The organism is Rhizobium esperanzae (assembly GCF_002204185.1).
Taxonomy (GTDB): domain Bacteria; phylum Pseudomonadota; class Alphaproteobacteria; order Rhizobiales; family Rhizobiaceae; genus Rhizobium; species Rhizobium esperanzae.
Genome location: NZ_MXPU01000009.1, coordinates 142,618 through 155,215 on the forward strand (window position 1 = coordinate 142,618; position 12,598 = coordinate 155,215).

12 protein-coding genes are annotated in these 12,598 nt (G+C 60.2%); 9 read left to right on the plus strand and 3 right to left on the minus strand.

Features of this window, described 5'->3' with window-relative positions:
* Positions 1-106 precede the first annotated feature (106 nt).
* The 9 genes from B5E41_RS15450 to B5E41_RS15490 all read left to right on the plus strand — a co-directional run bounded on the left by B5E41_RS15450 (position 107) and on the right by B5E41_RS15490 (position 9,016).
* A complete protein-coding gene (locus B5E41_RS15450) occupies positions 107-1,063 on the plus strand; it encodes a carbohydrate ABC transporter permease (RefSeq protein ID WP_020919613.1) in 957 nt (318 codons plus the stop codon).
* Complete coding sequence (locus tag B5E41_RS15455; RefSeq protein ID WP_088394949.1) at positions 1,060-1,896, plus strand: carbohydrate ABC transporter permease; 837 nt, start codon at positions 1,060-1,062, stop codon at positions 1,894-1,896. Before B5E41_RS15450 ends, B5E41_RS15455 begins: the two co-directional genes overlap by 4 nt.
* Before the next feature lie 4 nt (positions 1,897-1,900).
* Positions 1,901-3,073: a glycoside hydrolase family 88 protein gene (locus B5E41_RS15460; RefSeq protein ID WP_088394951.1), complete on the plus strand. Its 1,173-nt coding sequence runs from the start codon at positions 1,901-1,903 to the stop codon at positions 3,071-3,073.
* 15 nt (positions 3,074-3,088) lie between these two features.
* Complete coding sequence (locus B5E41_RS15465; protein WP_088394953.1) at positions 3,089-4,198, plus strand: ABC transporter ATP-binding protein; 1,110 nt, start codon at positions 3,089-3,091, stop codon at positions 4,196-4,198.
* 20 nt (positions 4,199-4,218) lie between these two features.
* Positions 4,219-4,944: a DUF624 domain-containing protein gene (locus tag B5E41_RS15470; protein WP_088394955.1), complete on the plus strand. Its 726-nt coding sequence runs from the start codon at positions 4,219-4,221 to the stop codon at positions 4,942-4,944.
* Positions 4,945-4,984: 40 nt separating this feature from the next.
* The gene (locus tag B5E41_RS15475) at positions 4,985-6,259 is read left to right on the plus strand and encodes an ABC transporter substrate-binding protein (protein WP_088394957.1); all 1,275 of its coding nucleotides are present in this window, start codon (positions 4,985-4,987) and stop codon (positions 6,257-6,259) included.
* A gap of 74 nt (positions 6,260-6,333) precedes the next feature.
* On the plus strand, positions 6,334-8,184 hold the full coding sequence (locus B5E41_RS15480; RefSeq protein WP_088394959.1) for a DUF2264 domain-containing protein: 1,851 nt from the start codon (positions 6,334-6,336) through the stop codon (positions 8,182-8,184).
* A 167-nt stretch (positions 8,185-8,351) separates the two neighbouring features.
* Positions 8,352-8,594: a type II toxin-antitoxin system Phd/YefM family antitoxin gene (locus B5E41_RS15485; RefSeq protein ID WP_088394961.1), complete on the plus strand. Its 243-nt coding sequence runs from the start codon at positions 8,352-8,354 to the stop codon at positions 8,592-8,594.
* A complete protein-coding gene (locus tag B5E41_RS15490) occupies positions 8,594-9,016 on the plus strand; it encodes a type II toxin-antitoxin system VapC family toxin (RefSeq protein ID WP_088394963.1) in 423 nt (140 codons plus the stop codon). Before B5E41_RS15485 ends, B5E41_RS15490 begins: the two co-directional genes overlap by 1 nt.
* Here B5E41_RS15490 and B5E41_RS15495 read toward each other — a convergent pair.
* From B5E41_RS15495 to B5E41_RS15505, 3 genes are all read right to left on the minus strand, one after another.
* Entirely contained in the window at positions 9,013-9,522 is a 510-nt protein-coding gene (locus B5E41_RS15495) for an HIT family protein (protein WP_088394965.1), read from the minus strand. The genes B5E41_RS15490 and B5E41_RS15495 overlap by 4 nt on opposite strands.
* 87 nt (positions 9,523-9,609) lie before the next feature.
* Entirely contained in the window at positions 9,610-11,946 is a 2,337-nt protein-coding gene (locus B5E41_RS15500; protein ID WP_245303097.1) for a PAS-domain containing protein, read from the minus strand.
* Positions 11,947-12,175: 229 nt separating this feature from the next.
* Entirely contained in the window at positions 12,176-12,595 is a 420-nt protein-coding gene (locus B5E41_RS15505; RefSeq protein ID WP_088394969.1) for an HD domain-containing protein, read from the minus strand.
* Positions 12,596-12,598: the final 3 nt, after the last annotated feature.

The window sequence follows — 12,598 nt, forward strand, 5'->3', positions numbered from 1 at the left end:
AGTGCGAGATATGTGTTATGCCGTTGGTCGGGGGAGATTGGCGGCGGCCGGCAGAGGAATCCACAAGCCGTCAGCCGCAGAAGATCCGCGCAGGAGGAAGGCATCGGTGTCCATATCGAATTCGATCATCGCAACGGATGGCGCCCCGGCAACTCCTGACCGGAAGGTGGCGGTCCTGTCCAAACGGCAGCGCAAGATCCGCAGCGCGCTCGTCGCTTACTCTTTCATCGCGCCGAATTTCCTCGGCTTCGCCGTCTTCACGCTCGGACCGATCCTCTTCGCTTTCGCGCTTGCTTTCATGCATTGGGACGGCTCGAACGCGATCACCTTCGCGGGGCTCGACAATTTCTGGCGGCTCTTCGAGGACAAGGCTTTCATCGCAGCCTTCTGGAATACGATCATCTACACGCTCGCCTCGGTGCCGGCGACATTGCTCTGCGCGCTCGGCCTCGCCGTTCTCCTCAACCAGAAGATCGTAGGCCGCGATTTCTTCCGCACCGCGATGTTCTTTCCCTACGTCGCCTCGCTGGTCGCCGTCGCGGTCGTGTGGAACATGATCTTCAACCCCGAGATGGGGCCGGTGAACATGATCCTCTATACGCTCGGCCTCGATCCGAAAAACATGCCGGGATGGGCGGCCGACCGTCATTGGGCGATGGTCACTGTGATCCTCTTCGGCATCTGGAAGAACATGGGCTATTACATGGTCATCTATCTGGCCGGGCTGCAGGGGATCAATGCCGAACTCTATGAGGCAGCCGATCTCGACGGCGCCAATTCCTGGCAGAAGTTCATCCATGTCACCGTGCCGCAGCTCGGGCCGACGACCTTCTTCGTGACCGTCATGCTGACGATCCAGTCCTTCAAGGTGTTCGACCAGATCTACATGATCACCCAGGGCGGCCCCGGCACCTCGACGCTGGTTCTCGTCTATCACATCTATAACGAGGCCTTCATTTCCTGGGATCTCGGCTATTCCAGCATGGTGGCACTCGTTCTGTTCTTCCTCGTGCTCGCCGTCACGGTCTTCCAGTTCCGACGCCAGCGGGAGGACGAGGCATGAGGATCGCGGGACGCAAGGTGACCGCCAAAACGGTCTTGCTCTATGCCATCATTGTCACGGTGACGATTGTCATGCTGATGCCCTTCGCCTGGATGCTTTCGGCATCCCTGAAGCTCAGCCGCGACGTCTTCGCCTTCCCGATCGAGTGGATACCGTCACAGCCGCAATGGCAGAACTACGTGGATATCTGGACGAAGATCCCGCTTGCGCTCTTCATCTACAACACCTCGAAGCTGACGATCATCGTCACGCTGCTGCAGCTTCTGACTTCAAGCTTTGCGGCCTACGCCTTCGCCAAGCTGAACTTCCCCTACAAGAACACGCTGTTCCTCGGCTATATCGCCACCATCGCCATGCCCTGGCAGGTCTATATGGTGCCGCAGTTCCTGCTGATGCGCGAGTTCGGCCTCAACAACACGCATCTGGCGCTGATCTGCCTGCAGGCCTTCACCGCCTTCGGCGTCTTCCTGATGCGGCAGTTCTACATGTCGATCCCGACCGAACTCTGCGAGGCAGCCCGTATCGACGGCATGAACGAATATCAGATCTGGGCACGCATCATGCTGCCGCTGTCGAAGCCCGCCCTCTCGACGCTGACGATCTTCACCTTCGTCAGCACCTGGAACGATTTCCTTGGACCAATGATCTATCTCACCAAGACCGAGCTGAAGACTGTCCAGATCGGCCTGCGCATGTTCATCTCGCAATATTCGGCAGAATACGGGCTGATCATGGCGGCCTCCGTCGTCGCGCTCATTCCCGTTCTTGTCGTCTTCCTCTCTCTCCAGCGCTTCTTCGTCGAAGGCATCGCCTCGACGGGACTGAAGGGTTAAATCCATGAACGCCGTTTCATCCGTCGCCCCGCAGCCGATCACCGATAAGCAAGTGAATGCCGCGCTCGATCTTGCCGTCGAGCAGGTTCGGCGCAATCTTCCCACATTCACCTACGCCGCGCAGAACCATTCGGGCATCAACAACTTCTATCCCGCCGTCGCCAATGACCAATGGACCGCCGGCTTCTGGCCGGGCGAGCTGTGGCTCGCCTTCGAGCATAGCGGCGATCCTGTGTTCCGGCATGCCGCGCAGATCCAGGTCCAGTCCTTCCTGCATCGGATCGTCAACCGCATCGAGACCGATCATCACGACATGGGCTTTCTCTATTCGCCCTCCTGCATCGCCGCCTGGAAGCTCGTCGGGGACGAGGACGGCCGCAAGGCCGCGATCCTGGCCGCCGACCAGCTGATCGAGCGCTTCCAGCCGATCGGCCAGTTCATCCAGGCCTGGGGCCGCAAGGGCAGGCCGGAGGAATACCGCTACATCATCGACTGCCTGTTGAACCTGCCGCTTCTCTACTGGGCCAGCAGCGAGACGGGCGATCCGAAATACCGTGAGATCGCGCTCACCCATGCTCGCACCACGCTCGCCAACTCGGTGCGTCCTGACGATTCCACCTATCACACCTTCTACATGGACCCGGTCACCGGCGCGCCGGTGCGCGGCGCCACCAAGCAGGGCTACCGGGACGACAGCGCCTGGGCGCGCGGGCAGGCCTGGGGTATCGCTGGCATGGCGATCTCCTACCGCTACGAGCGGATCGAGGAATATCGCCAGACCTTCGACCGGCTGCTCGCCTTCTATCTCAACCGGTTGCCGGCCGACATGGTGCCCTATTGGGATCTCGTCTTTTCCGACGGCGACGGCGAGCCGCGCGACAGTTCCTCGGCTTCGATCACCGCCTGCGGCCTGCTCGAGATGGCCGATCTCGTCGAGGCCGAAGCCGCCGAACGCTACCGTGTGCTGGCGCAGCGCATGGTGAAGAGCCTTGCCGATCACTATGCGGTCAAGGACCCGGCAGTCTCCAACGGCTTGGTGCTGCACGCCACCTATTCGAAGAAATCGCCCTTCAACACCTGCCGTGGCGAAGGCGTCGATGAGTGCGTCTCCTGGGGAGATTATTATTACATGGAAGCTTTGACGCGTCTTTCGCGCCGCTGGTCTTCCTATTGGTGAGGTCAGGAGAACCCGATGGCCAGCATTTCGCTTAAAGAGCTGAACAAATCCTACGGCGCGCTCACCGTCGTCCACGACATCGATCTGGAAATTGCCGACAAGGAATTCATCATCCTGGTCGGCCCCTCGGGCTGCGGCAAATCCACGACGCTCAGAATGATCGCCGGTCTCGAGGAGATTTCCGGCGGCGAACTCCGGATCGGCGGCGACGTCATGAACGATGTCCCTTCCAAGGACCGCGACATCGCCATGGTCTTCCAGAATTATGCGCTCTACCCGCATATGACCGTCTACAAGAACATGGCCTTCGGCCTGCAGCTGCGCAAAGTGTCGCGCGATTTCATCGACAAGCAGGTGCAGGACGCCGCCAAGATCCTCGACATCACCCATCTCCTGAACCGCAAGCCGAAAGCGCTTTCAGGCGGGCAGCGCCAGCGCGTCGCACTCGGCCGCGCCATGGTGCGCAATCCTGCCGTCTTCCTTCTCGACGAGCCGCTTTCCAATCTCGACGCCAAGCTGCGCGGCACGATGCGCTCGGAAATCACCAAGCTGCACAAGCGCCTCAACGCCACCTTCATCTACGTCACCCACGACCAGGTGGAAGCCATGACGATGGCCGACCGGATCGTCGTCATGAAGGACGGCCACATCCAGCAAGTCGACACGCCGCAGAACCTCTACGACCGCCCCGTCAACATGTTCGTCGCCGGCTTCATCGGCGCGCCGCAGATGAACATGCTGCCCTCGACCATTCAGCGCCGGGGCGACGGCTTCATCGCCGTCTTCGACGGACGGGAACTGCCGCTGCCCGATCATTTCGACAAGGGCAGGATCGCCCCTTACGAGGGCCGCGAGCTGGTGCTCGGTATCCGTCCGGAGAACTTCCACGAACTGCCGCCGGCCGACATTCCGCCCGAGAACCTGGCACCGCTCAAGGCGGTGGTGGAATTGGCCGAACCGATGGGCTCGGAAGTGCATCTGAACATGGTCGCCGGCGGGCGCAATCTCATCGCTCGCGTATCGCCGCGCTTCCGGCCTGCGATCGGCGACGCGGCGACGCTGGTGGTGGATATGAGCAATGCCCAGCTGTTCGACAAGGAAACCGAACGCTCGATTCTTTACTGAGGCGCCAGCGGGAGACGGCGATGCACTGGCTGCGGGACATGTGGACGAAGGAGGGGCCGGGCATTCCGAAGGATGCGCCTGCGAAGACCGGCCTTGCCCTGTTCATCGAGACCCTCGTCCGCGAATGGTGGGAGATGGTCAAGCTCAACATCCTGTTCCTCCTGGCCTCGCTCCTCGTCGTGACGCTGCCGGCGGCACTCGCCGCCATGGCGCGGGTTTCGGTGGCTTTGGTGGAGGATCGCAACACCTATCTCCTCAGAGATTTCACGGAAGCCTTCCTGCATTATTTCTGGCGCGCCACCGCCTGGGGTCTGGCGCTGGCCGCGGCCTTTGCGATCTGCATTTATGTGATCCTCACCTATGGCGTCGGAGCGCGGGACAACTTGATTCTTGCCGCCCCGCTCGCCGTGACACTTGTCGCCACCGCCTTCCTTGCGGTCACTGCCTGCCATCTCATCGTGCTGATGGTGATGCGCGACCTGCCGGCTCTGCGGCTCCTTCGTCTCGCCGCGCTCGCTTCCGTCATCCGTCCGCTTCCGGCGATCGTGGCACTGGCCTTCAACGCTGCCCTGTGGCTGGCGCATATCCTCTTCTATCCGGTTTCCGTGTTCATGCCGGCGATCTTCAATTTTTCACTCGGAATATTCGCCGTCGCATTCGGCGTCCATCGGGCGGCGGTGATGGTTCTGGACCAGCCGGAGACACTGCAGCCGCACCGTAAACCGCATGCACCAAACGCATCATAAAATAGTCGATCCAGAGACGATCCAGGGAAGGAGAACAGAAATGTATTTGGATAAATTCGGGAGGACGGTGAAACTCGCAGTAGCGGGTTTCACCTTGACCGCAACAACGGCCGGCGCCGCACTTGCACAAGACGCCGTAACGCTGAAATGGGCTTTGTGGGACTGGGACAAGACAGCCTATTACAAGCCGCTGATCGAGGCCTATCAGGCCAAGCACCCCAATGTGAAGTTCGAGCCGATGGACCTCGGCTCGCAGGACTACCAGCAGATGATTTCGACGCAGTTGACCGGCGGCTCGAAGGACATCGACATCGTCACCGTCAAGGACGTGCCCGGCTACACCAACCTGGTGCGCGCCGGCAACATCGCCGATCTCAGCGGCTTCATGAAGGATCAGAAGATCGATCCGGCGCCCTATGGCGGCCTGATCGAGGAACTGACGATAGACGGCAAGATCTATTCCATTCCGTTCCGATCGGACTTCTGGATCGTCTATTACAACAAGGACATCTTCGATAAGGCCGGCGTTCCCTACCCCACCAATGACATGACCTGGGCGCAGTTCGATGCAACGGCCGAGAAGCTTGCCGGCGGCATGGGCACCAACAAGACCTATGGCGCGCTGCTGCATACCTGGCGCTCCACCGTCCAGTTGCCCGGCATCCTCGACGGAAAACACACGCTCGTCGATGGCGATTACGCTTTCCTGAAGCCGTGGTACGAGCGAGCGCTCACCCTGCAAAAGGACGGCGCCATTCCCTCCTACGCCTTCCTGAAGACGTCGAACACGCATTATTCGGCGCTCTTCTTCAACGGCACGATCGGTATGCTGCCGATGGGAACCTGGTTCGTCGGCACCCAGATCACCAAGGTGAAATCCGGTGAATCGAAGAGCAAGAACTGGGGCATCGTGAAGTTCCCGCATCCGGACGGCGTGGCCGCCGGCACGACGGCTGCGCAGATCTCAGGTCTGGCGGTCAACGCCAATTCCACCCACAAAGAAGCCGCGCTCGACTTCATCAAGTTCGTCACCGGCTCGGAAGGGGCGGCCGTTATCGCCTCGACAGGCACCTTCCCGGCGCTCAAGACCGCTGACGTCAGTGCAAAGATCGCGGCGACGCCTGGTTTCCCTGAGGACGCGGCCAGCAAGGAAGCGCTGATACCGTCGAAGACCTACCTGGAGATGGCGGTCAACCCGAACGCCGCCAAAATTGAGGTAGTCCTGAACCGCGCCCATGACGCGATCATGACCGATAACACCTCGGTCGACGACGGCTTGAAAGAAATGTCTGAAGGCGTAAAGGCCATCAAGTAAGCGCCATACGACATCGCGGCCGCAGGTGAGCATTTCGCCTGCGGCCGGTTCTGTTTTAAAAATTCGGACTGACGATGATCTACGATCCCACCAAGGCCAATCCGCTTTCCGGCAACCCGCTGAAGACACGCGACGATCTGGCCAAGGCCGTCATCGATCTCTTCAGGCCGCTGCTGCCCTATTTCTCCGAAGGCAGCGCCCGTGTGCGCCTTAGCGCTACCGGCGCGATTTTCGACCGGGCGGCGGCGGATCTCGAAGGATTTGCACGCCCTCTCTGGGGCATCGTTCCGCTCGCTGCGGGCGGCGGCCACTTCCCGCATTGGAACCTCTATCGACGCGGACTGGCGAATGGGACCAATCCTGCGCACACCGAATATTGGGGCGATCTGGCCGACCGTAATCAGCGGCTGGTCGAGCTCGCCGCCGTCGGCTTTGCGCTGGCGCTGGTGCCCGAACACATCTGGGAACCGCTGAGCGATAGCGAGAAAAGAACCGTCGCCGCCTATCTTCTTGCCGCGCGCGAACTGGAGTTCATCGACAACAACTGGAAATTCTTCCGCATCCTGATCGACCTCGGGCTGCAGCGCGTGGGTGTCGCTTTCGACATGGCGAAAACCGCCGCCTATCTCGATGAACTGGAAGCTTTCGACATCGGCGAAGGATGGTATCGCGACGGCCCGGTGCGGCGGGTCGACCATTACATCCCCTTTGCCATGCATTTCTATGGCCTGATCTACACGGTACTGGTGCGCGGCGACGAGGCGCGAAAGAACCGGTTCCGCAATCGCGCCGAGATCTTCGCCAGGGATATCCGCCACTGGTTCGGCCCTGATGGCGCAGCACTCGCCTTCGGCCGCAGCCAGACCTACCGCTTCGCGGCCGGCGGCTTCTGGGGCGCGCTCGCCTTCGCCGGAGTGGAAGCGCTGCCTTGGGCGGAGATCAAGGGCTATTATATGCGCCATATCCGCTGGTGGTCGGCGATGCCGATCGCCGATCGCGACGGCGTGCTCTCCATCGGCTACGGCTATCCGAACCTGCTGATGAGCGAGAGCTACAATTCGCCTGGCTCGCCCTATTGGGCGCTGAAATTCTTCCTGCCGCTCGCCCTTCCCCAGGATCATCCGTTCTGGACCGCCGAAGAGGCGCAGCAGCCGGATTTCCCCAAGCCGGTGGCGTTGAAGTCGGCCGGCATGGTCGCCATGCACACGCCGGGAAATGTGGTCGTGCTCTCTTCCGGCCAGCAGCACGACAAAATGCGCGGCGCAAACGAGAAATATTCGAAATTCGTCTATTCCACCCGCTACGCCTTCAACATCGAAGCCGACGACCGGAATTTTTCGGCCGCGAGCTTCGACGGCATGCTCGGCCTATCCGATGATGGCGTCCATTTCCGTATGCGCGAAACTATGGAGGAGGCGCTGATCGCAGGCGACCGGCTCTATTCGCGCTGGCGTCCCTGGAACGACGTCAACATCGAAACCTGGCTACTTCCCGCCAATCCCTGGCATATCCGCATTCACCACATCGCCACGCCGCGCGCGCTGAGCACCATCGAGGGTGGCTTTGCGATCGAACGCGCCGATTTCAACGCCGACCGATCCGAACAGGCAGAAGGCCGCGCCGTCTGGTACGGCCAGACAGACGTCAGCGCCATTGTCGACCTCTCGCTTCATCCGAGAACCGGCCATGCGATGAGCCCGATCCCGAACACCAACCTCATCCACGCCAAGACCCTGCTGCCGCAACTGCGCGGCGAAATCGGCCCGGGAACCACCCTGCTGGTCACCGCGGTACTGGCTCTGCCGGTTCAGGAGAATTGGGTACAGGCGCTGGAGAACCCGCCGGCCGGCCCGGATCTTGATGAGTTGGAGCGATACTTTCGCGAGAAGGGCGTTCCGGTGCCGGCATTCGCTCTGCAGCAGTAGCTTCAAAGCCTACCTCCGCCGTCTCGCACTGCGGGCCTGAGGCTGTCACGCGGCAGGTTGGTTTGCGGTTGACCAAGTTGCAATTCGAAGCCTATCATGGCTCAAGATATCCGCAGGCCGCTGTGGCGCCGGCTCGATAATAAACGCAACAGCAGGGGGAAGCCGTCATGGCGGTCACAGTCAAAGTCGCTGAAGCAAAGACCCATCTGTCAGAGCTTCTCGCCAAGGTCGAGGCCGGCGAAGAGGTAATCATCTCCCGCGGCAACAAGCCGATTGCTCGGCTTTCGCGCATTCGCCGCGAAAACGATATCGCTGCACTGATCGCCGAGATCAAAGCTCAACGTGCCAGCCGTCAATTCACCACGCAGGAAGAAATCCGCGAGTGGCGTGACGAAGGCCGACGTTACTGATGACCTTTGTCCTTGACGCCTCAATCGCCGCAGCGTGGTTTCTCCCTGATGAGCAGCACGATGCGGCCGACCGGCTTATGTCCGATCTCCACACGATGGTTGGATTAGTACCGACCTTGTTCTGGTTCGAAACCCGTAATCTATTTCTGATGGCGGAGCGACGTGGACGGCTGCGATCCGGCGAAGCGGTGCTGCTGATGACGCAATTGCGGGGCCTGTCCTTGGAAGACGCCGGATCAGGAGGAGACGGAATGATACTTTATCTGGCAAACCGCTATGCACTCACGGCATATGACGCGAGTTATGTCGCCCTTGCGAAAGCGGATGGCCTGCCTCTGGCCACAGCCGATCGAAAGATGGCGGACGCGGCGCGCAACGAAGGCATCACCATACTCGGGCCACTCGGACGCCGTGAGGTCTAATAACGATTAGTCCCCTCTGCGTGATATGCTTCAGCGATCCGCCGGGCCATCTCTACCATCTCATCGTCCGGTATCTGCAGAACGCCATGCTCTGCCATCAACGCGTGGTATTGCTGCTTCTCAAGAGGCACGCCTGCAGGCAAAGGAACGACATGAAAATGTAAGTGGCTGTTGGCCTGCTGGCTACCGAGCGAAAGCACGTAAATTCGCTCGGCGTCGAAGACGCTTTTCAGCGCCCGAGACAAAAGGTGCACATTCTCCTGCAGTCGAAGATACTCATCTGTCGACATGTCTTGCGCCAAATCCTCCCGATGCTCCCTCGGGCACACAAGGCAATAACCGGGCAGTGTCGGATATTTGCTCAGGAAGATAATCGTCTCATCGTCTTCAAAAATACGATGATGAAAACAAGCCGGATCATTCTCGATCAAGCCGCAGATAAAGCATGGCCTCGTCGCAGTGTCGCGCACATAGGCCTTGAGATCGAAGGGTTGGCGATCGATCATTTTGAACCTCCACCTCCCAGCGGCGAGCGCGCTCAACAATGCGACCAACAGCGAAGGCAGCCACCGCTCGGAGAAGATGCCGCCTGCCTATCCGGCAGCGACACGCAACTGGTCTGGCAGCTCCGCGCCGATCGGAATCCGAAGCGTAAACGTCGTACCGCTTCCGCGGCGGCTCGTCACCTCAATCGTGCCTCCGTGAAGCTCGATAATCTGCTTGACGAGATTAAGGCCGATGCCAGTGCCGGCAATGCCTGTTGAACTTCTGGCGCGGAAATAACGCTGGAACATCTTCGGGAGGTCATCAGCGTCAATGCCGATACCCTCGTCGCGCACCGTGATGCAGACGCTTGTCCCGTCCTGCCATCCAGTCACGTGGACGTTCGGGGCATCAGGCGCGTATTTCACGGCGTTCGAGAAGAGATTGCTGAAGACCTGGTCGAGCGCAGGATGATCGCCGAAGATCGTCGGGGGAAGCCGGTCGAGGTCGAGTAAAAAGCGATGCGACCGGCGGATGCTTTCCTGGCGCGCGCTGCAGATTCCGATGATCTCGGCAATCGAGCACGGCTTGTGCACGATGGTGATCCGGCCATGATCCAGCCGCCCGGCGGCAAGAATGCTTTCCATCAGTTCAAGCATGCGCGAAACCGAACTTCGTATCTGATCGGCTTTTTCGCAAAGAAACTCCGGCGTCGCTGCCTCTTTGCGCCGAATGAGCCGTTGCGCCGCGCCGTCGATTACCGCAAGCGGGGTGCGGAATTCATGTGATGCCATCGAGACGAACTGCCGCTGCAACTCGTTGATCTGCTTTTCCTGTTCGAGCATCCGTTCGAGCTCTTCTGTCTGCCGCGCCAGTTCGACCGTGCGGGAGCGCACCATCTCTTCAAGCGTGTCACGGTGCTGCAGCAATGCCTTTTCGGCGCGCTTGGCCTCGGTGACGTCGACGACAGCCATCAGCGATGCCGCCTTGCCCTTGTAGTTCAAGCAGGTGGAATAGACGGTGACCTCGATGGCCGTGCCATCTCCCTTGAGATGCCTGGAAGAGCGGGACGAAGCAGTATCCTCGACATCGAAATCGACGGCCTGCGGCGGATTGGTTTCCTGCGCCTCGACGTCGGATAGTCGCATCGTCAGGAATTGCTCCAGACGATAACCGTAGTGATCGATGGCGGCTTGGTTTACATGGAGAAATCTCAACGTTTCATGATCGTAAACCCACATCGGCATCGGGTTGCCTTCGAACAGCAGCCTGAACGACGCCTCCTGCATCTTGAGGTCGGTAATGTCGACACGTATGCCGACGCTACCGCCTTCGGAGATCTGGCGTTCTTCGATCCGTATCCAGCGGTTTCCGGGTAGGCGCTGCTCATGTTTGCTGGTGGGTTTCGCATGATGGGCCAGCCTCTCCGCCAGCCATTCCTCTTCGCGCCCGACCGCTTCCGGATATTGGCCGCGTTCGAGGCCAGCACGCAGGCGGTCTTCGAAGCGCATGCCTTTCACGAGCATATCGCCACTTTCGGCGTAAAGCTGCTCATATCTCTGGTTCCACAGGACGAAGCGGTCTTCCTCGTCGAACAAGACGAGACCTTCCGGGACGACTTCGAAAGCCGCCAGAAGACGCGCGTGCGCCGCGCGCGCCTCCTGCTCGGCGCGTTCTGCCTGGACATGCGCCTTCGCAAGGGCCTTTTCGGCCTGCCAGGCCTGCGTGATATCCTCGTGGGTCGATACCCAGCCGCCGTCCGACGTACGCTGATGATAGCCGCGGATGATCTGGCCCGACTTGAGTTCTTTGATCCACTCCCGAGGCGTATCGCCCCTATTGGTCGCTTCGGCCCAGGCGAGATATTCCGAGTTCGAGGTGGCGGGAACGGCGCCGACCCTTTGTCTCAGGTTGAGGATGTCTTCGAGTGACTGTCCCGGATGGATGACGGAGGGATCAAGTCCGTAGACCTCGGCATAACGATCATTTGAAAGCAGCAGCCGACCGGCCTCGTCGAACAGGCAGACGCCTTGTCCCATGCTGGCAAGCGCCGTATCGAGTTGCTCGTTGCGCCGCTGCAGGCGCGCGTGGACTGCGCCGAGCTCGATATGTCGCTTAATGCGGGCGACGAGCTCGGCGGCGGAGACAAGGTTGGAAACGCAATCCACCGCACCCGCGGCAAGCCCTTCGATCCGGCTCTCCTCGTCCTCCGGCGAGACCAGGATCATTATCGGAATATCACGCGTTACGGGGTTTGCTTTGAGACGCCGGCAGTCTTCGAGACCATCTTCCTCCCGCGACAGGGCGTCCAGCAGAATAAGCTCCGGCTGCGGTCGCTTGGCGGCCCATTCGTGAAGCTCAGCTCGGTCGCAGTGAAGGCGCAGCACGATACCATGTCGCTCAAGGTCATCGCCGACACCATGCGGGCATTCTAACGTGCCATCCATAGCAAAGATTGTGTGCAGTTCGCCGGACACGACCGTTCCCCCGTTCATCCACATCGACGCGACTATAAGTCGTACGGGTTAACACGCCCCTTATCTCAGGTCGGCATCAGGGTGCTCCGCGTTCCATGGTTGAAGAATGGTTGCAGGCGATGCGGAAAAATATCAGGTGATGCATGAGGACGCGCGGCAGGACATTCTTCGAGATTTCGCTGGCGCCGCCCGAACAGACCTAGCGTTCGTTCCGGATGTTGTGCAGGAGATCCAGACCGCGCTGGTATTTTTCGGTTTTCTTGCCGGCTTGTTCGGCTTGTCGGAGATTGTCTTCAAGGTCGGCCTGTTTGACTGACAGGGCCAGCGGATTCGCTGTGGCGCGTCTGACGAATTCGTCATCAGACTCCTCGGGCCGCCGCGTCAATGCATCCACCGCGGAGATGATCGCCGACGGGAAGCCTTCCTCCCTTAATCTGTCGAGCGTCCAGCCACTGCCTTTTTCAGCGACGTCGTGAAGATAGGCGACCGTTCGCGCCTCATCGCCCGACACGAGAAGCGCGACCCGCTGGCAATGCTCGAAGAATGGCCGGCCGGTCTTGTCCACCTGCCCTTCATGCGCCTCTAAGGCGATTTGCATGGCATGGTCGAGATGCTGCATGGC